The sequence below is a fragment of the Corynebacterium sp. NML130628 genome (assembly GCF_001875665.1).
Classification (GTDB): Bacteria; Actinomycetota; Actinomycetes; order Mycobacteriales; family Mycobacteriaceae; genus Corynebacterium.
Genome location: NZ_MLAL01000007.1, coordinates 36,582 through 54,110 on the forward strand (window position 1 = coordinate 36,582; position 17,529 = coordinate 54,110).

At 58.2% G+C, this 17,529-nt stretch carries 21 protein-coding genes and 4 tRNA genes; 10 read left to right on the forward strand and 15 right to left on the reverse strand.

The features are described from left to right. Positions 1-22 precede the first annotated feature (22 nt). From BJP07_RS00905 to rdgB, 6 genes are all read left to right on the forward strand, one after another. Positions 23-565, forward strand: a complete 543-nt coding sequence (locus tag BJP07_RS00905; RefSeq protein WP_071565626.1) for a DUF2017 domain-containing protein — start codon at positions 23-25, stop codon at positions 563-565. Between the two features lie 4 nt (positions 566-569). Beyond that, a complete protein-coding gene (locus BJP07_RS00910) occupies positions 570-1,361 on the forward strand; it encodes a rhomboid family intramembrane serine protease (protein WP_071565627.1) in 792 nt (263 codons plus the stop codon). 6 nt (positions 1,362-1,367) lie between these two features. Next, the gene (gene murI / locus BJP07_RS00915; protein ID WP_071565628.1) at positions 1,368-2,174 is read left to right on the forward strand and encodes a glutamate racemase; all 807 of its coding nucleotides are present in this window, start codon (positions 1,368-1,370) and stop codon (positions 2,172-2,174) included. Positions 2,175-2,269: 95 nt separating this feature from the next. Next, on the forward strand, positions 2,270-3,046 hold the full coding sequence (locus BJP07_RS00920; RefSeq protein WP_071565629.1) for an MBL fold metallo-hydrolase: 777 nt from the start codon (positions 2,270-2,272) through the stop codon (positions 3,044-3,046). Positions 3,047-3,069: 23 nt separating this feature from the next. Beyond that, on the forward strand, positions 3,070-3,801 hold the full coding sequence (gene rph / locus BJP07_RS00925; RefSeq protein ID WP_071565630.1) for a ribonuclease PH: 732 nt from the start codon (positions 3,070-3,072) through the stop codon (positions 3,799-3,801). After that, a complete protein-coding gene (gene rdgB, locus BJP07_RS00930) occupies positions 3,798-4,421 on the forward strand; it encodes an RdgB/HAM1 family non-canonical purine NTP pyrophosphatase (protein ID WP_071565631.1) in 624 nt (207 codons plus the stop codon). Before rph ends, rdgB begins: the two co-directional genes overlap by 4 nt. A 10-nt stretch (positions 4,422-4,431) precedes the next feature. On the opposite strand, the gene BJP07_RS00935 is transcribed toward rdgB, so the two are convergent. Further along, a complete protein-coding gene (locus BJP07_RS00935) occupies positions 4,432-4,800 on the reverse strand; it encodes a DUF3817 domain-containing protein (protein ID WP_071565632.1) in 369 nt (122 codons plus the stop codon). Positions 4,801-4,813: 13 nt separating this feature from the next. Next, positions 4,814-5,287 (reverse strand): hypothetical protein, encoded by a 474-nt coding sequence (locus BJP07_RS00940; protein WP_177222491.1) that lies wholly within the window; start codon positions 5,285-5,287, stop codon positions 4,814-4,816. Between the two features lie 737 nt (positions 5,288-6,024). Here BJP07_RS00940 and BJP07_RS00945 point away from each other — a divergent pair. After that, positions 6,025-6,105 (forward strand) — tRNA-Leu (locus BJP07_RS00945). An 867-nt stretch (positions 6,106-6,972) separates the two neighbouring features. Here the strand turns inward: BJP07_RS00945 and BJP07_RS00950 are convergent. From BJP07_RS00950 to bcp, 3 genes are all read right to left on the reverse strand, one after another. Continuing rightward, positions 6,973-7,227, reverse strand: a complete 255-nt coding sequence (locus tag BJP07_RS00950) for a hypothetical protein (RefSeq protein ID WP_255365879.1) — start codon at positions 7,225-7,227, stop codon at positions 6,973-6,975. Positions 7,228-7,703: 476 nt separating this feature from the next. After that, on the reverse strand, positions 7,704-7,922 hold the full coding sequence (locus BJP07_RS00955) for a hypothetical protein (protein WP_071565635.1): 219 nt from the start codon (positions 7,920-7,922) through the stop codon (positions 7,704-7,706). An 18-nt stretch (positions 7,923-7,940) separates the two neighbouring features. Beyond that, positions 7,941-8,432 (reverse strand): thioredoxin-dependent thiol peroxidase, encoded by a 492-nt coding sequence (gene bcp / locus BJP07_RS00960; protein WP_071565636.1) that lies wholly within the window; start codon positions 8,430-8,432, stop codon positions 7,941-7,943. A gap of 70 nt (positions 8,433-8,502) precedes the next feature. Between bcp and BJP07_RS00965 the strand changes: the two genes are divergently transcribed. Next, positions 8,503-8,778: a DUF3618 domain-containing protein gene (locus tag BJP07_RS00965; protein ID WP_071565637.1), complete on the forward strand. Its 276-nt coding sequence runs from the start codon at positions 8,503-8,505 to the stop codon at positions 8,776-8,778. 47 nt (positions 8,779-8,825) lie between these two features. Here the strand turns inward: BJP07_RS00965 and BJP07_RS00970 are convergent, their stop codons facing one another. Then, positions 8,826-9,389, reverse strand: a complete 564-nt coding sequence (locus BJP07_RS00970) for an isochorismatase family protein (RefSeq protein ID WP_071565638.1) — start codon at positions 9,387-9,389, stop codon at positions 8,826-8,828. Positions 9,390-10,093: 704 nt separating this feature from the next. Next, positions 10,094-10,169: transfer RNA gene (locus BJP07_RS00975), tRNA-Lys, on the reverse strand. A gap of 232 nt (positions 10,170-10,401) precedes the next feature. Here BJP07_RS00975 and BJP07_RS00980 point away from each other — a divergent pair. Beyond that, entirely contained in the window at positions 10,402-11,559 is a 1,158-nt protein-coding gene (locus BJP07_RS00980; protein ID WP_071565639.1) for an Ig-like domain-containing protein, read from the forward strand. A 228-nt stretch (positions 11,560-11,787) separates the two neighbouring features. Here the strand turns inward: BJP07_RS00980 and BJP07_RS00985 are convergent. The 7 genes from BJP07_RS00985 to BJP07_RS11360 all read right to left on the reverse strand — a co-directional run bounded on the left by BJP07_RS00985 (position 11,788) and on the right by BJP07_RS11360 (position 15,215). Further along, a tRNA-His gene (locus BJP07_RS00985) sits at positions 11,788-11,860 on the reverse strand. Between the two features lie 43 nt (positions 11,861-11,903). Continuing rightward, positions 11,904-12,539 carry an oligoribonuclease gene (gene orn, locus BJP07_RS00990; RefSeq protein WP_071565640.1) on the reverse strand — a complete coding sequence of 212 codons (636 nt, stop codon included), beginning with the start codon at positions 12,537-12,539 and terminating at the stop codon, positions 11,904-11,906. Further along, positions 12,539-13,345, reverse strand: coding sequence for a mycolate reductase (gene cmrA / locus BJP07_RS00995; protein ID WP_071565641.1), 807 nt, complete (start codon positions 13,343-13,345; stop codon positions 12,539-12,541). The genes orn and cmrA overlap by 1 nt, the downstream gene beginning before the upstream one ends. A 5-nt stretch (positions 13,346-13,350) precedes the next feature. Next, a complete protein-coding gene (locus BJP07_RS01000) occupies positions 13,351-13,680 on the reverse strand; it encodes a hypothetical protein (RefSeq protein WP_071565642.1) in 330 nt (109 codons plus the stop codon). After that, positions 13,673-14,101 carry a hypothetical protein gene (locus tag BJP07_RS01005; protein WP_143109614.1) on the reverse strand — a complete coding sequence of 143 codons (429 nt, stop codon included), beginning with the start codon at positions 14,099-14,101 and terminating at the stop codon, positions 13,673-13,675. Before BJP07_RS01005 ends, BJP07_RS01000 begins: the two co-directional genes overlap by 8 nt. 26 nt (positions 14,102-14,127) lie before the next feature. After that, positions 14,128-14,589, reverse strand: coding sequence for a type II toxin-antitoxin system death-on-curing family toxin (locus tag BJP07_RS01010; RefSeq protein WP_071565644.1), 462 nt, complete (start codon positions 14,587-14,589; stop codon positions 14,128-14,130). A gap of 341 nt (positions 14,590-14,930) precedes the next feature. Next, the gene (locus BJP07_RS11360; protein ID WP_369822305.1) at positions 14,931-15,215 is read right to left on the reverse strand and encodes a Panacea domain-containing protein; all 285 of its coding nucleotides are present in this window, start codon (positions 15,213-15,215) and stop codon (positions 14,931-14,933) included. 926 nt (positions 15,216-16,141) lie between these two features. Here BJP07_RS11360 and BJP07_RS10915 point away from each other — a divergent pair. Then, positions 16,142-16,843: a hypothetical protein gene (locus tag BJP07_RS10915; RefSeq protein ID WP_143109615.1), complete on the forward strand. Its 702-nt coding sequence runs from the start codon at positions 16,142-16,144 to the stop codon at positions 16,841-16,843. A 581-nt stretch (positions 16,844-17,424) separates the two neighbouring features. Here the strand turns inward: BJP07_RS10915 and BJP07_RS01030 are convergent. Continuing rightward, positions 17,425-17,498 (reverse strand) — tRNA-Arg (locus BJP07_RS01030). Positions 17,499-17,529 lie beyond the last annotated feature (31 nt).

Genomic DNA, 17,529 nt, shown 5'->3' on the forward strand with positions numbered 1-17,529 from the left:
CAGGGCAAGGAGAACAAAGCGAATGCAAGCTTGGCGGAAGAAGAAGGGCCTGTTGCGCTCAGGCATCAAATTTACGACGCTGTTCGACCCCCTCGAGCGCGAAATCATCGGGGATTTGACGGCGACGGTGTCCGAGGCGTTGATCGCTAGAGCGCAGTCCGCGCCGCGCGACGAGTTCTCAGAAATGATGGGACTGTCCGTGGGGCACTCGGAGGCGCCGACGGACCCGAAGCTCCTGCGCCTGCTGCCTGACTTTGAGCGGGAGCAGGACGAGGAGTTCGAGGGCGACAACGGCCTGCTTCGCAGCTTGCACGAAAACGACATCATTAAGGCGAAGCTGACCAACCTCCAGGTGGTGAACGAGGCGCTGGGCCCGACTGGTGGCGTTGAGGTGACCATCGAGGAAGAGGAGGCGCACCAGTTCCTGGCTGCGCTCAACGATATGCGCTTGTACGTCTCTGCCGACGACCGTGGTGGCGAGGCCGCCGAGCAGCAGCGCGCGCAGCTCATCGAGTGGTTGGCGTTCTGCCAGGAGTCGCTGCTGCAGGCGATGATGGGTGAGTAAGCATATGACGCAACCTCCACACGCACCGAGGCCGAGCTGGGGCTACGGGCAGACTGGGCAGCCGGGCTACGGCAAACCTTTCGACCGTCCGTTCTCGCACCCGGACCAGCAGCTTGCTGCCTTCGGCGTCGATCCAGCGATGGATCCCACCGCACAGCGCAAGAGCAAGTTCAAACAGCAGCGCAGAACCGGGCTGCTGTTCGCCCTTGGATACATCGCGATTATCTGGGCCGTGCACATCCTGAATATGGCGGTGTTCGGCGGAGCGCTCAACGGCCTCGGCGTGCACCCGCTGGACCTGACCAGTATTTGGCACATCTTCACTTCGCCGCTGCTGCACGCTGACCTGGACCACTTGATGGGCAACACCGGATTGGGTGCGCTCTTCGCGTTCCTGGTGGGGTACTCCGGTAAGCGGGTGTTCTGGGAGGTCACCGCGTTCGTGGTGCTGATCGGAGGCATCGGAACCTGGTTGTTCGGTGGGATCGGCACGAACCACATTGGTGCCTCGGGCCTGGTCTACGGCTGGCTGGCGTACCTGCTGGTGCGTGGCTTCTTCAATAGGTCAGCGGGCCAGGTGCTCTTGGGCATCATCCTCGGGTTCACGTACTCGGGTTTGATGTGGGGCGTACTGCCGCTCGTTGAGGGGGTGAGCTGGCAGGCGCACCTCTTCGGCGCGATCGGTGGTGTGGCTGCGGGCATGATCATCACCTCGGACGATCCGCCGGAGCTCGCGATGAAGAAAGCGCAGAAGAAACAGCGCAAGAATCCGAATCAGCCCTATGGGCTAGGATGATGTGACGTGAAAACGCTCGAGAACAACGCCCCAATCGGCCTTTTCGACTCTGGCGTGGGCGGCCTGACGGTAGCCCGCGCCGTCATTGACCAGCTGCCGAATGAGTCGATGATCTACATCGGTGACACCGCGAACAGCCCGTACGGTCCGCAACCAATTGCGCAGGTGCGCAAACACGCGATGCGTATTGCAGACGAGCTCGTTTCCCGCGGCTGCAAGATGCTAGTCATCGCCTGCAATACTGCCACTTCCGCATTCTTGCACGATGCTCGCGAGCGTTACGACATCCCCGTCGTCGAGGTGATCCAGCCGGCAGTGCGACGCGCAATCGCGACCACGCGAAACAACAAAATTGGTGTGATCGGTACGCAGGGCACTATCACATCGGGGGCCTACCAGGACCTCTTCGCGCTCAAGACAGATCTCGAAGTGACGGCCACCGCGTGCCCGCGGTTCGTCGAGTTCGTGGAGCGCGGCGTGACGTCAGGCCCAGAGATCCTCAGTATCGCGAAGGAGTACTTGGCACCGCAGCGCGAAGCGGGCGTCGATACGCTGGTGCTGGGCTGCACCCACTACCCGCTGCTCTCTGGCATCGTGCAGCTCGCCGTGGGCGACGACGTCACACTCGTGTCCTCAGCGGAGGAGACCGCGAAGGACGTGCTCCGCATTCTCACGGAGCGCGACATGCTGGCAGATTCCGGAGTGAAGCCAACGAGGACTTTCGAGTCCACCGGCGACCCCGCGCTGTTCGACGCCCTCGCGACCCGCTTCCTGGGCCCCATGGTGCACGCCGTGAACCACCCCATGAGCTAGGCCACAGCAGCCTGAATTTCATGACATGGCTACAAAACTGAGTGTTTTTAGTGGAAACGTTAGAAAATACGTAGTTTTCATGGCACAGTAATTCCATGAAGTTGACCATTCTCGGGTGTTCAGGGAGTTTAGGCGCCCCCGGTAATCCCGGCTCGTCCTATGTGATCAGTACGCCGGGCAACCCGGACATACTGATGGACTTTGGGCCCGGCGCCTTGGCTGCAATGCAGACGCGCGAAGACATGGATCCTTCCGACGCGCACCTCATCTTTTCGCACCTCCACGCCGATCATTGCTCCGACGTGCCGTCGCTGCTGGTATGGCGGCGCTACCACCCGGAGAAACCGGCGAGGCGCACGCACAAGCTGTACGGCCCAGGCCACTCGGCGACACACTTTGGTCGCATGGCTGCCAACACCGCCGACGAGGTCGACGACATCAGTGACACCTTCGACGTGCACACGTGGAGCCCACGAACCCCAGTGGAGATCGATGGGGTGCAGGTCACCCCGTTCCCGGTGGATCATCCGGCGCAGGAATCGCATGCGCTGCGGGTCACCTGTACGGAGACCAAGGCGACCCTGGTGTACTCGGGCGATACCGGAGTCACCCCGAACCTGGTCGAGGCTGCACGCGACGCCGACCTGTTCCTCTGCGAGGCGGCCTGGGGTCCGACTTCCGAGGGGATGGCGCCCGGCATGCACCTGTCTGGTGAAGAGGCGGGGCGGATTGCGCGCGAAGCGGGCGTCAAAAAGCTTGTGATTGTGCACATCCAGCCGTGGGCGGATCAGGAAGCTACGCTCGAGGCCGCGGCGCGCGCGTTCGGCGGGCAGACGGTGCTCGGCGAGCCCGGCGCCTGCTTCGAGCTGTAACGCAGTGCGTTACTCTGGAGTGCATGACAACTTCTGATTTTCAGCGCGCTGACGGGCGCGCGCTCGACGAAATGCGCCCGGTGCGCATCACCCGCTCGTTCACCTCGAACCCGGCAGGCAGCGTCCTCGTAGAGTTCGGCAATACCCGCGTGATGTGCACCGCCTCTATCGAGGAAGGCGTGCCACGCTTCAAGAAGGACTCCGGCGAAGGCTGGCTGACCGCCGAATACTCCATGCTCCCGGCCGCCACCCACGAGCGCATGCCACGCGAATCGATGCGCGGCAAGGTGAAGGGTCGCACCCACGAAATCTCCCGCCTGGTCGGGCGTTCGTTGCGCGCCGCGGTGGACCTGCGCCAGCTGGGGGAGAACACGATCCAGCTCGACTGCGACGTCCTCCAGGCCGATGGCGGCACCCGCACCGCCTCCATCACCGGCGCGTACGTCGCGCTTGCCGACGCCATCTCCGTCCTCAAAGAACGTGGCGTCGTACCGGGTGAGCCGCTGCTCGCGCCAGTCGCCGCGGTCTCCGTCGGAATTATCGACGGCCACGTTTGCCTCGACCTGCCGTACGAAGAGGACTCCCGCGCTGAAGTCGACCTGAATGTAGTCATGCAGGAGGGCGACAATTTCGTCGAAATCCAGGGCACCGGGGAGCACGGCCTGTTCGGCCGCGACGAGCTCAACCAGATGCTCGACGTGGCGCAGAAGGGCTTGAATGAGCTCATCCAGGCGCAGAAGGCTGCCCTGGCATGACAGTGAAGTTGTTGGTGGCGTCCAATAACGCAAAGAAGCTCAAGGAACTCCAGCAGGTACTCGACGACTGCGGTATCGACGGCGTCGAACTCGTCCCCCTCGGCGAGGTGGAGCCGTACCCGGAGCCAAAAGAGGACGGGCTGACGTTCGAAGCAAACGCGCTGATCAAAGCACGCGCCGGGGTGGCAGCCACCGGGCTGCCGTGCGTGGCAGACGACTCCGGTCTGGCCGTCGCCGCGCTCAACGGGATGCCGGGCGTGCTTTCGGCCCGCTGGTCTGGGCATACCGGGCAGCATGGCGCCGTAGACACCGACACGGCGAACAACAACTTGTTGCTCGCACAGATGGCGGACATCGCTCAGCGTGACGCCGCATTCGTGTCCTGCTGCGCCCTGGTGACCCCGCAAGGCGAGGAGTTCACCGCGGAAGGCCGCTGGGAAGGCAGCCTGCTCGAAGCCCCGAAGGGCGAGCACGGCTTCGGCTACGACCCGATATTCCAACCCGCTGACACCCCCGGCCGCTCGTCAGCGCAGCTCACCCCGGAAGGGAAAAACGCCCGCTCACACCGTGGGACGGCGTTGCGGGCGCTTGCACCGCACATCGCGGCGCTGCGTAGTTAGGCGTGGGCTGCTAGCGCAGCTGGAACGTGCGCGTGACCTCGTTGCGGCGCTTCGCCTCCACCCAGAACGACAAGAAGGGGACGACGCCAGAAATCGCGGTCACCGCCCACGTCTGCGCAGCCCAACGCGCCTTCAGCCCCAGGTTGAGTGAGGTGACCAGGAACAGGATGTACGCCAGCCCGTGCACGCGTGCCACCCACTCCAGCATGGACACGTCCATGTGCAGGAGGTACTGCATAATCATGCGTGTGCATAGGAGCAGCAGCAGGATGCCTGTCGTCCACGCGGCGACAGAGAACGCCGTGAGCGCTTGCTTCACTCTGCGCTGGCGCTCTGGGTGAATCTTGGGTGCGGCTGCATTTGGCTGCGGCTGAGTCATACGTTCAGGCCTCTTACTTTCTGTTCGGTTCGCTCGGTGGCTCGCTGTTTGGTTCCGTCGAAGTACGACGGCGTGGTGCGAGCATTGAGTTGTATTCTTCCACATCGAGCGTAGGGCGCTCCGGCAGGAAATCCTCATCAATCTCCACAGGCTCGCGCCTGCCATCTGAGCCGTAGCGTGCAAGGTCCGCCTCATAGAGCTCATCCATCGAACCCGAGGCGTTCAGCGCGTCAATCTTTTCGTTTTCCATCTTCAACCCCGCCTTGTAGGCGTAGACGAAAAACGCACCGAAGAACGGCCACTGCAATGCGTACCCCAGGTTTTGGAACGTTCCTGTCCCGGACTGGTAGCGGGTCCACTGCCAGTACGCCAGCAGACAGCACGTAATCACCGCGGCGATAAGCAACATTATGTGCCACGCGCGAACCCGAACGTGCCGACGCTTCGGCGCGCCCTCTTCACCTGGGAAACTGTTCTGCTCGCTCACAGTGCCTCAGTCTAGCAACATCACTTATCGACGCCCTCTCCGACAAGTTTGTGGCCCGATACTTGCTCCGTGGTTGTGTGTGTCCGCGGGGCGGACAGTGCAGTTGGGGCAACCGGCAAGAGATACTGGTCAGCGGGGTGCGGCGGACAGCAAGCGGGTGGTTGGTTTGGGCTGAAGTGTGAAGCGGAGTCGCTGCGAGGCCGTTCGGTGTGATGCCGTGTGTCCGCGGGGCGGACGGCGGTGGGGTCGTTGAGGTGTCCGCGGGGCGGTCAATGCAGTCGGACAACCGGTAGGCGGTACTGATCAGCGTGATATGGCGGACGATGTAGGTTGCATGTATTCGCGGGGCGAACAGCGGTTGGGGTCGTTGAGGTGTCCGCGCGGCGGACGGTGGTTGGGCTCGTTGAAGTGTCCGCGGGGCGGATAACGGTTGAGCCCGGTTAAGTGTCCGTGGGGTCGGCATCAAGAGGGTGGTTGGTTTGGGCTGAAGCGTGAAGGGGAGTCGCTGCGAGGTCGTTCGGTGTGGTGCCGTGTGTCCGCGGGGCGGACAGCAAGCGGGTGGTTGGTTTGGGCTGAAGTGTGAAGCGGAGTCGCTGCGAGGCCGTTCGGTGTGGTGCCGTGTGTCCGCGGCGCGGAATTCTCCGTCAACCTGCGCGGAGCAACGCCAAGTCACAGGGCCCTTCCTTCCTGCTGGTTTGTGCCCTCTTGTGCAGTGTGTAGGATGAAAGACGCTTTATGCGCCCGTGGCGGAATTGGCAGACGCGCTGGATTTAGGTTCCAGTGTCTTTGACGTGTGAGTTCAAGTCTCACCGGGCGCACAAGAGGAAAGAGCCTCCGGGACTGCAAATGACGCAGTGTCGGAGGCTCTTTTGTATGTGCCGCGGAAGCTGAGAGAAGAGGCTTAAGGGACATTATGTGGGTAACTATCCGCGTCCAGCCCACCCTTTTCTCAACAACGCCTAAGCTGGGATTCCACTGACAATCAATGCCGGTATCGAATTCTTTCGTCCGCTCGTCTAAGTGACCACGTCGCGTGAGTTCGCCTTCCACTCAAGCTATACGTCAGTTCGCTTAACACCATGCCTCGAAGCTTTGCTTCCCGGTAAAAGACCCTATATTCAGAGGTGTCGAACTGCTCTGCTAGATATTGCACAGCAGTTTGGGCCCCGCATTTTGCAACTGGCACGCGGGGTCCATTTTTATTGGGTGGATCAAATTCATGCACGTACGTGCTGCTGGAGAGATAGTCGTCAAAATGGGGTTAAGAGTCAAAAAGTGTGTCTGGCTCGGCGTGTCTCACATTGGTGTGATTTGCGCGTAGCTGTCTTAGTGTGAGCCGTCAGCATCCGCAAGGGTGTCGACGGAGCTTGAGGACGTAAACGTCTGTTTATCGGTTGCTGAGGAGGTCACAGATCGGCCTGACTAGATGCATCAAAAAGCTAGCGACCACCAATGATGGTCGCTAGCTAAAGGTGTAGGCAAGTCTTCTGAAATTACCGTTGATTTCCACTCATATTATTCCTCAAGCGGTAAATGTCAGCGGCTAACCCTGAGGCGATAAGCATAGCGCTGGCTGCAAGAAAATTTCGGCTAAAAAGCACGACGATTCCCGCAATTGCCATAATCACTGAAGATATGATGTATAGTTTATTTACATCCATTCATGCCTCCGCTTTCACTGTGTCTTAGTTGAAACAGTATTCAGAAACCGCGGCCACGCCGATTAGTTCAGCACCTAAGTCACGAAGTGCTCCTCCGGTCTGTTGAATGCTGGGCCAGTTGAATCCCTTTTGTGCTAGCTGAGAAACAGCAGCTTTTACACCACCTAAAGCTTTGATGGCGTTCTTAATTTTGATGATCTTTGCGACGGGCAGCAAGGTCGATCCAATTGCCCACAAAATGGCCCCTGCACATGCTACTTCAGTAGCGATATAGGGCACAATCTCTTTGGAAGCTAGATTTTCTTGAACCCATTCGGCTGTGGCTTCGTCACCTTCAGCAAGTACTTCGTCTGGAATGGAGTCAATTGCAGTTAGCAGCTGTTCAACTTCATCATCGGGAATCCCGAGACCAAAGACACAGGCGGTCTTGGGATATGCATGGAGAACTTCAACACGCGGTTCTTCCCGCGACGTGGCCAGTATTGCGCACGTAAAGGGATTTGCTGATCTCTGTGTTGGTGCGCGAGCTCCTCATCGTGCAGGACGGCCTGCTCCTGTTCTATAGCCGTCGATCTCGCTGCGCTACCCGCAGCCTCTATACCACACACGAGATGCCATTCAGTGTTGATTCCTCTAAACGGGCGAATGGAACTGTTTTGAAAATCATATCGGGTTGTTGGTCGAGGTCATCCCGGGAAACCGGATAGATTTATACACACATAATATCCCTTAAGCCAGAGAAGAAAGCTGGAAAGCTACGGGGCGTCGATGGGGAACTGGACGGAGCCGGCAGTCGACTGGGTGGGAGTTTCATCCTGCTCTGGCCCGTAGATAAGCCAGCTGCCGAGCGCCACCAAGGCAGCGATCGCGATGGTCGCGATTATTGCGCGCTGCTTTTTGGGCTCAGCCGGGCGGTCAGGGTTGTATTCGGCGTTGAGGTAGGGGTCTTGGTTTGGCGTCGTATTCTTATCCACGGCGCCAAAGATAGCATCTTATGCGTCGGTGGTTGCGTTCAGGTCCCAGTCGCGCAGGATGCGCTCGACGTGGCCGGTTGCGCGGACGTTGTACTGTGCCTGCTCAACCTTGCCGCCAGAACCTACGAGGATTGTCGAGCGGATGACGCCCTGCACGATACGGCCGTAGTTGTTCTTCTCTCCGAACGCGCCGTAGGCGGTCATGGTTTCCTTGGATGGATCGGAAAGGAGGGTGATTTTCAGGTCGTGATCTTCGCGGAACTTCGCCAACTTCTCTGGCTTGTCGGGGCTGATGCCGACGACGGCGATGTTGGCGTCGTTAAATACTTCGAGGTGTTCGGTGAAGTCGCAGGCTTCCTTGGTGCAGCCGGGGGTGTTGGCGCGTGGGTAGAAGTAGACAATGACGCGCTTGCCGGCGAAGTCTGCGAGCGAAACGGTGTCGCCTTTGTCGCTGGTCAGGGTGAATGCTGGGGCGGTGTCGCCTTGTTGGAGTCGAATGTTGTCAGTCATAATTCCCCGTTTTACACTAGATTGGTTGGAAGTTCTGTAAACAATTAATACATCTAGGAGTATGTAGATCGTGGCACGAGATATTCATGACATTGAGCGCGGCCTTGCAGAGACCCGCTCGAAGCTCGCTAGCACCCTCGATGAGCTCGCAGACCGCGCTCAGCCATCCAACCTTGCGGGCAGCGCGAAGAACGAAGCTGCCAGCTGGCTGCAGGATGAAACTGTCCAGAAGGTCCTGATTGGTATTGGCGTGGGCGTCGCGGCACTTGTAGGTATCAAGGTGTTTAACAGCCGCAAGCGCAAGAGCGAGCTGAAGAAGCTACAGGAGCTTCTTTCTCAGCGCTAGTTTCGAATCGAGCCCCGCCCTCCACGCTGGAGGCGCGGGGTTTTCTGCTACTTGGCGACGATCGTCGCCCCAGCCGCTTCCATCTCACGCAGCGCAGCTTGGCCACGTTCTTCGTCGACGGGGGAGCACAGGTCGGCGAGGACGCGGACGTCGAAACCCTCCTTGAGGGCATCAAGCACGGTGGCGCGTACGCAGTGGTCTGTCGCGACGCCGCACACATCAATGGTGGTGACGCCGTTCTCGCGCAGCCAATCGCCGAGCAGCACATCGCCGTCTGTGACGCCCTCAAAACCGGAGTAAGCGGCGGTGTAGTGTCCCTTCCGGAAGTACTCGTCAATACTTATCGACGCCAGCGGTGCGCGCAGCTGTGCGCCATCGGTGTCCGCAACGCAGTGGACTGGCCACGTATCCACAAAATCCGGTTCTTGCGAGAAGTGAGTGCCTGGGTCGATGTGCCAGTCCTGCGTGGCGAGCACAAAATCGTAGTCGTCGGCGTGGGACGTGAGGAGTTCGCGCACGCCCTCAGCAACGACATCGCCCTTCGCGGTGCCGAGGGAGCCACCGGGGCAGAAGTCGTTTTGGATATCAACAAGGATGCAAGCGGTAGTCATGCCGATAGCCTAGCCGGTGGCATGCATCCTTGGGGGCGTTTCAAAGTGGGCTTAAGGGACATTTTGCGTGTATAAATCTATCCAGTTTCCCGGGGTGACCTCGACCAACAACCCGATATGGTTTTCAAAACAGTTCCATTCGCCCGTTTTGAGGAATCAACACTGAATGGCGCCTGGTGTGTGGTATAGAGGCTGCGGGTAGCGCAGCGAGATCGACGGCTATAGAACAGGAGCAGGCCGTCCTGCACGATGGAATCTCGCGCACCAACACAGAGACCAGCAAAAGCCCCTTTACGTGCGCAATACTGGCCACGTCGCGGGAAGAACCGCGTGTTGAAGTTCTCCATGCACATCTCAAAACCGCCTGTGTCTTTTACCGGGAAGCAAAGCTTCGAGGCATGTCGTTAAGCGGACTGACGTACAGCTTGAGTGGAAGACGAACTCACGTGACGTGGTCACTTAGACGAGCGGCCGAAAGAATTCGATACCGGCATTGATAGTCAGTTGAATCCCAGCTTAGGCGTGAGAAAAGGGTGGGCCGGACGCAGCTAAACACACACAAAATGTCCCTTATCGCGACACGCCGTAAAAACACACAAAATGTCCCTTAAGCCTCAAAGTGTGGGGGAATTAGTGGGGATTTGCACTACAATGCGAAAAAGCCCCGGCCGACGGTAGTGTTTCCGCTGGCCAGGGGGCTAAGGTGGTGCGCCATCAGGGAATCGAACCCCGAACCCACTGATTAAGAGTCAGTTGCTCTGCCAATTGAGCTAATGGCGCTTGTTGTCTTGGAGGCTGTCCTCGTTGGCAACGTTGAAAACAATAACACTAAGTTTTGTAAGGTGTAAAATCGCCTGGTCATCGCGGTTATTTCCGATCGTTATAAAACGGTTATCGTGTCCGGTGGTTGTGAAGTAGCGTTTCGCTTCGCTGTAGCGATAGTGTTGTAGGTTGCTAAAACTTCGGGTGTTGTGAGGAAGCGAGAAACGTGACGAGCATTCGGCGGTCTCTTATGGGTGTTGGTCTCGTCGCCGTGTTGGCGGTGGGTGTGGCTGGGTGCTCGGCAGGGGCGGGGCAGGTCATCGATCAGGTGGCGGAAACCACTGGTCAGACGACCGTGAAGCCTGAACCTCCCGCGTTTTCAGTGAAGGATGAGGCGACTGAAGTCGAACCCCTTGACCCGATCACGGTGAAGTCTGAAGCCGGGCTTGAAGAAGTCGAGATGACGAATGAGGCTGGCAAAGTCATCGAATCCTCTTTCAACGACGACCACACCGAATGGGAGGTCACCGAACCGCTCGGGTACGGCCGCTACTACACCATCGTGGCGAAGGATAAAGCTGGGCAGAAGAAGACCGTGAGCTTTTCCACGGTCGTTCCAGCGGCAACCACGAACGTCTACATGGGTCCACTCGAGGGCTCGACGGTCGGTGTTGCCCAGGCAATCACTTTCCGTTTCGACGTCCCCATCCAGGACACGAAGGTGCTCGAGGACCTCATCGACGTTGAGACTTCAAACGACACCGAGGGTGGCTTCTTCTGGCTGGACCCATACGAGCTGCGTTGGCGCCCGAAAGAATTCTGGGAGCCTGGCACCACGGTGAAGGTGACTGCTGACCTCTACGGCAAGGACCTCGGTGGAGGTGTCTACGGGGCGCAGGACAATGAGACCACTTTCGAAATTGGCGATGAAGTAAAAACCGTCATCGACAACAACGAAAAGGTGCTGCGCGTCTACGAAAACGGTGAGCAGATCCGCTCGTTCCCAGTCTCGCTGGGTACTGACTTCCAGTACGACACGCCGAACGGCACCTACGTCGTTGGCGACGAGCACACCTCGCTCGTGATGGATTCCCGCACCTTTGGCCTCGGGCTGGGGCAGGGTGGTTACGTCACATCGGTGGACTACGCCACCCAGCTGTCCTACTCGGGCATCTACGTGCACTCCGCGCCGTGGGCGGTATGGGCGATGGGGTCGACGAACCAGTCGCACGGCTGCGTCAACGCGACGTATTCGGACGCGCAATGGTTTCAACAGACCGTGAAGCGGGGGGACCCGGTCGTCGTGAAGAATACGAACGGTGGCACGCTCAACGGCTATGACGGCCTGGGCTACTGGAACCTCGACTGGGAGCAGCGCTCCGGCGGCTCGAAGGACCCGAACGCTTAAGCCGGTCTGTTAGAAAAAGTTCCCGAGCCGCCGAGCTCGGGAACTTTTTTGGGTTTTAGACCCATTTCGGTCGACCAGTACATGTGTTTTCCCAGGTTGCGACGACTGTCCATGAAGAACGTTCCCCCGCTCATCGAAAGCCCCGGGAACAATTCTTGGCTTAACATGCCTGCCGTTGAAAGCAATGTGCCCCGCAACCTGTTTGTACAGGCCACGGGGCACTCTCGGGGTGGCTGACGGGGCTCGAACCCGCGACACCCAGGATCACAACCTGGTGCTCTACCAGCTGAACTACAGCCACCATCGCTGTTTTTCAACAGCGGGCACTACTTTACAACGAAAGCCTAGGATTGCAAAAACCGCTGGTAATGGGCGTGTGCGGCGGTTGCAGCATCGGCTGCTTGCTCGGAATCTGGGCCTGGAGCCGGTGTGAATACCGAACGGCGGTAGTAGTCGAGCTCCTGGATGGACTCCACGATGTCTGCGAGCGCGCGGTGTGCCAAACCCTTTTCGGGCTGGTTGTAATAAGCGCGCGGGAACCAGCGGCGTGAAAGCTCCTTGACGGTGGAGACGTCGATCATGCGGTAGTGCAGGGCGGCGTCGAGACGCGGCATCTGCTCCCGGATGAAGGAGCGGTCGGTGGCGATGGAGTTGCCGGCGAGTGGCGCCGGGTGGTCCGGGTCGCAGTGCTTTTCGATGAGCGCGAGGACGGAGTCCTCCGCCTCCTTGATGGACACGGAGGAGGAGCGGATCTCGTCGAGGAGCCCGTTTTCGGTGTGCATGTTCAGGACGAAGTCGTCCATCTCCGCGAGCTCATCTTCGGTGGCGTGGACGACCAGGTCCAAGCCCTCGTCAAGAATCTCAAGCTGGGCATCGGTGACGAGCGCTGCGACCTCGACGATGACGTGGCGGGACGTATCCAGGCCCGTCATCTCCAGGTCGACCCATACGATGCGGTCGTTTTTTGCAGGGACATCCATTATTCTTCTCCCATCTGTGCATAGAACCGCCCCATGATTGGGGCGAGGGCGCCGCGCGGAGCGTACGTCGATACGAAATCCATCACCTTGGAAAGCGGGCCGGGCACCACGCGGCGCTTGTTGCTGCGCATCGCGCTGATGGTGTCCTTCGCGCAGGACTCGTACGTGGTCCAGAGGAAGTCCGGCACCACCTTATCGACAATCGACTGCTCCGCGTCGGGAACCTCCGCCTCGCGCACCGGCCCCGGTGCAAGCAGCGTGCAGTGCACGCCGGTGTCCTTCAGCTCGTAGTGCAGCGCCTCCGTAAACGTATTGACGCCCGCCTTCGTAAACACGTACGTGGCATTGTTCGGGATCGGCGTGTTGCCCGCTGCCGAGCCGACGTTGCACAGCGAACCCTGGCCACGCGGAACCATCTGGTCCAATACCGCCTTCGTGATGCGGAACACCGCGGTGGCGTTGAGGTTGAATTGGTCCGTCTCGTAGCTCCAGTCCTGCTTCATAAACGGGCCAAACGACGCAATACCGGCGGAGTTCACGCAGATGGTGATCTTCTTCTGCCCGATGTAGTCCAGCAGTGCGGTCACGTCGCGTTCCTTGGAAAGGTCCGCCGCGAAGACCTCGGCGTTGATGCCGTGCGCTTGCGCCAGTTCCTCTGCAAGCTGCATCAACACCGCTTCTCGACGCGCCACCAGCAGCACGTTATATCCGGCAGCGGCAAGTTGGCGCGCAACCGCCTCACCGATGCCTTGCGAAGCGCCAGTTATCAGCGCGAACGACTCAGTAGTTGGGGAGGGAAATGTCATGCACCTCAGGGTACCCGACTGCCCGATTCCGCAATCGAGCGCAACTCCTCCACACAGTCCTGGTACGCGCGGGCGCCGGCTGCGGTCAGGGAGACCCAGTCAACGTTCTTGTCCGGGTTCGCCTTGCGGTCCGTAAACAAGGAGACATAGCCGGCCTCCTTGAGTGCGTCGATGGCCGTGAGGTAGGCGTCGCTCTCTAGCTGGGTGAGAGTACGCAGCCGCTTGGGGTGCATCTCCTTGTTCTCCGCAGCACCGACGTCGCTGGTGGTGGCCTCGGCGGCAAAGAGTGCGGCGCAGATGCTCAAGCACGAGGGTTGCAACAAAATGTCAGGCATTGTTCTTCCAGCTCCTCACGTACGTAACGACGAAAACAATGGTCGCGAACGCACCGAGCAGACCGGAAAATATCTTGTTCTGGAGCGGGGCGACCTGCAAGAGCGATATGCAGAGGAAGTACACGCCGAAGGGGAGCAACGACATTTTCGGGTCCTCTTTCACCGGCTGTCGGATGCTTGAGCGCACTCCGTTTGACCTACGTCGCTCGGCGACAACGATGCACCCGATACATGGCACAAACAGGAGGAACGGCCAAAACTGGTCGAGAACAAAGATCAGCGGCAGGCTCACCCCGAAGCAGACCGCCGCGCATAAGATCCACCCCCAAGGAACGGCCGGTTTCTCCCGGGTGCGCTCCTCGGTTTCATGCGCTGCGGCCAGCAATTTGCGGGCCTGAGCAGAAGAGATAGAGATGGACATGGCGCCATGGTACATCTGGGGTGTTGCTATTTCTGACGGTAACGCTGCGCTAAGTCATCAATGTCGGCCCAGCGCTGAAATGCTCGGCTGGTGTGTGCAATGACCGAATCCAGATTCGCACTATGTGTGACGATGTACTCCATCAGCTGAGTGCCTTCTTCACCTGTGGCTAAATCAGGCTCCTTGCCTTTCGGCGCTCGGACATGAATTGAAAACAAGCGCAGATAAGTGAGCCCAACGATAAGTGCGGTGCGCTTGTTGCCATCGGCAAATGGATGGGTGATGGCTATATGGACGGTGAGTGTGGCTCCTCTATCAAACACCGAGGCGTACCGAGGGTGGCCACTGAGTAGCTGAAAAGGGGCGTAGACTGCACTTTCCAATGAAGCCCGGTCCACAGTAAATCCAAGATAGCTCTCCGGTTCTCCGCTCTCGGTGATACGATCCCCGCAGCCCTGGTTCACCGCGCACGCTAACTCCACAAGCATCTCGGCTAAGAGCTGCTCTCTGGAAGCTTCACTGTGGTCAGATAATTGCGATGATTACCGGTTCGCGAGGATCGAAAGAGTATGTTGCCATTCCGTTTCGATTTCATGCGCAGTGGCAAGTAGATGATCGAAATCAGGAAGGTGATCCAGTTCTGCCATATTTGGTGTGCCTGGGGCGGGGCTCCCGGACTGGAGCATCTTCGTGAACTCTTCGCGCATCGTGGTTAGGCTCAAGGCGTTACTGCAGTGCTCGCTGTCAACTGCGTTACCACGTGCTTCTTGCCAAGCTTGACCGTGGCTCATGTCTGACAACTCCGCGGATGTCAGCGAACCGTAGAAGTTCACAACGCTTTCAATCGTTGCTCGCGCAAATGGCGAAAGTGCCGAAGAATCCCCACCAAGAACGTGTGGGACCCCCATCCACAAGCAACGTTTTCTGTACTGCCGCGGAGGTTATAGGGGACGGGTCCTTTTGCCCAAGCTTGCAACTCTCCCTCGAATAGTGGCAGTCCGGTCCATGCGAGGTGCCACCCTTGGGCGAAGAAGCAGATTTTATAAAGCTTCATCTTGTCAACGCCGGGGATGAGCTTAGTCACGTACTGGCCGACGTCAAGAATATTGGACATGATGATCACCAAACTTTACGAGGAGGTTTCAGGACCCCTCCAGCACTCAAACCTAATGGTCGATCACTTTACCGGCACATACGCGAAAAATCTACCGTAGACCGCCCGGCTGCAACCGATAAGTTGAACCGAGCCTGCGTTCATTGATATGCGCCTACGCGTAGTTTTGGTTTGTCCGGGAGCTGTTCTTCACGGGAATGTCGGGGTGGTTGGCGCGCGGTGGGATTGCTTCGTAGAAGAGTAAAACGCATAACTAGTTGTAGCCACTGTGAGTGGCGGCTTTTGTCATGGAAAGAGGGGCGTGGAGATTGGGTTCGAAAAGCCGCGTTTGGCGGGGGCTTTTCGTGTTTTGAGCTATGGCAAATCTACGAAACTTTCACGACATTTAGCCCAAAAACAGCTCCAAAATAGCTCCAACTCAAACATTCAAGCAAAGCTAAAAAATACCCTCTAACCTGTAAAACGACAGGTTAGAGGGGTGAAATCGGAGGTTCGGAAAACTCCTCCATCCTGCTCCAACCCCAACCCCCTATCGCCCAGTGGTCCACGGCTTCATCCGAAGTGCTCCACGCCATCACGCTTACCTGGAAAGTCACTGCCACGCTTCGGCACCCGTTTCGTAGCTCGACCCGGTCCGCGAGACGGAAAACCGCGCTGTCCAGGAAGGTAGACATATGCCGGAAGCATCAGACACACCGCCCGGCAAGCTGAGCAAGTCGGCCACGCGTCCGACGTTGAATCCGCCGTATGCTCGAGGTATTCCCGATTCTTCCTGGCCATGTTCCCCAGAAAACCAGTGAATGGTTGACCCCGAAAAGGTGGCCACTTTCGTTCCAATTTTGTGTATAGGTCTAGAGCAATTAATGGAACTCGGGTAGTTTCGGTATGAGAAGGAAATAAAACATCTAGGTGATATTTCTTTCCGATTGTCTCATGAAAACAAGACAGTTGACGCCAAAGTTATTTCAACTATGACAGGCATCTCAATACCCGGAAGGCTTATTATGCCCCGCAGTTACATCTTGAATTCGCAAAGTAAGCAGAAAACTACTCGTTCTGCCAGAAGAAAAATGGTTGCTTTCCTGATGGCTACCGTTCTTCCAACGTCCTCTTTGTTCACAGTTCCCGCTGCAAGTGCTGACAGTATTTCAGAATCTGCCCCAATCTGTGGTGAAAGGGTGGAAGGGTTTCCACCGGAGTTTTATGAAGCTCTCGACAATGCCTCGAAAGAATCTACTCCGGAAGGCGTAGCTACGGCGCTTTTTCCGAGCGATCCGGAAGCTCAAGCCGAGATAATGCCTTCGCTTCGTGAAGTTGAAGCAATCCAGAAGCAACATTCTGATTCGGAAGAGGTTTCTGTTCGCGCGGTTCCAGCCGCTATTCTGCCGTTCATTGCTGTAATTGGTGGCTGCGTCGTCGGGGCTCTTGGAGGAGCGGCTGTAGGCGAGCTGGTTAGTAAAATAAGGCATGGTCACAGACTGGAAGCCGAAGCACGTGTTGATGCGCTAATTGGTGGCTGTATCACAGGGGCAGTCCCGCCGGCGCTTCGTCCTGTCGCAAACGCTGCAAAGGTCCCCATTCGTAATGCCGTATTAGCGCTTATGATTAGGTGGTATCAGATTACTTAAGAACTGAGTAGGATACTTATGAAAAATGGGGTTTGGCCTCTCTGGCAAGTAATCACTGCGTCTCTCTTAGGAGCTATCGCGACCACCATTATATCGCTCCAGAGTGAGCCGGGGACCCTCGTGGAAGCGATTTTAATCTTCTGCTTGTCTTCGGTTTTTCTTTTTATCGTGTTCTTTTCTGCAGCGAGATTATTCAACGCGCTCTACCGACGTTGGAACTCTTTCAATCAGGAGTTGACGCAAAATTATAACGTCAAACTGTCCTCGGTCGGGTTCAGGTCAGCCCGCTCCGAGTATTGCGGGTCCTCGTCCTTAGACGACTGATTGCCGGGAATTAAGGCGTTCTCAGACCTCGTCAACCCTCACGCAGAGTACAGAGAGACGAAGAACCGCGAGGTCCACCTCCACCGCCTTGAGTTCCGCAAGCGTTTTGAGTTGCCTCACAAGGGCACCACAAACGTCGGCGTTGAGCGCCGTATGTGCTCTGTTCGCGCCAACGGCACCTCGTTAGCTTGTCCGCTCGTGCCGCGGTCCCAAGAGGGCTCGACTGCCAAAAGCGCCCCCAGCAGTGCCCCCAGCAGTGCCCCCAGCAGGATTCGAACCCGCGACACACCGGGTAGAAGCCGGTTGCTCTAATCCACTGAGCTATGGAGGCTGGGCTGGGCGTCGACAAGTCGGCGCCCAAG

Excerpts from the sequence above, each read along its gene's own strand:
- BJP07_RS00905 (WP_071565626.1), top strand. The coding sequence starts at position 23 with ATGCAAGCTTGGCGGAAGAAGAAGGGCCTGTTGCGCTCAGGCATCAAA.
- BJP07_RS00910 (WP_071565627.1), top strand. The coding sequence starts at position 570 with ATGACGCAACCTCCACACGCACCGAGGCCGAGCTGGGGCTACGGGCAG.
- BJP07_RS00920 (WP_071565629.1), top strand. The coding sequence starts at position 2,270 with ATGAAGTTGACCATTCTCGGGTGTTCAGGGAGTTTAGGCGCCCCCGGT.
- rph (WP_071565630.1), top strand. The coding sequence starts at position 3,070 with ATGACAACTTCTGATTTTCAGCGCGCTGACGGGCGCGCGCTCGACGAA.
- rdgB (WP_071565631.1), top strand. The coding sequence starts at position 3,798 with ATGACAGTGAAGTTGTTGGTGGCGTCCAATAACGCAAAGAAGCTCAAG.
- BJP07_RS00935 (WP_071565632.1), bottom strand. The coding sequence starts at position 4,800 with ATGACTCAGCCGCAGCCAAATGCAGCCGCACCCAAGATTCACCCAGAG.
- bcp (WP_071565636.1), bottom strand. The coding sequence starts at position 8,432 with ATGACTGACAACATTCGACTCCAACAAGGCGACACCGCCCCAGCATTC.
- BJP07_RS00970 (WP_071565638.1), bottom strand. The coding sequence starts at position 9,389 with ATGACTACCGCTTGCATCCTTGTTGATATCCAAAACGACTTCTGCCCC.
- BJP07_RS00980 (WP_071565639.1), top strand. The coding sequence starts at position 10,402 with ATGGGTGTTGGTCTCGTCGCCGTGTTGGCGGTGGGTGTGGCTGGGTGC.
- orn (WP_071565640.1), bottom strand. The coding sequence starts at position 12,539 with ATGGATGTCCCTGCAAAAAACGACCGCATCGTATGGGTCGACCTGGAG.
- cmrA (WP_071565641.1), bottom strand. The coding sequence starts at position 13,345 with ATGACATTTCCCTCCCCAACTACTGAGTCGTTCGCGCTGATAACTGGC.
- BJP07_RS01000 (WP_071565642.1), bottom strand. The coding sequence starts at position 13,680 with ATGCCTGACATTTTGTTGCAACCCTCGTGCTTGAGCATCTGCGCCGCA.
- BJP07_RS01005 (WP_143109614.1), bottom strand. The coding sequence starts at position 14,101 with ATGTCCATCTCTATCTCTTCTGCTCAGGCCCGCAAATTGCTGGCCGCA.
- BJP07_RS01010 (WP_071565644.1), bottom strand. The coding sequence starts at position 14,589 with ATGCTTGTGGAGTTAGCGTGCGCGGTGAACCAGGGCTGCGGGGATCGT.
- BJP07_RS11360 (WP_369822305.1), bottom strand. The coding sequence starts at position 15,215 with ATGTCCAATATTCTTGACGTCGGCCAGTACGTGACTAAGCTCATCCCC.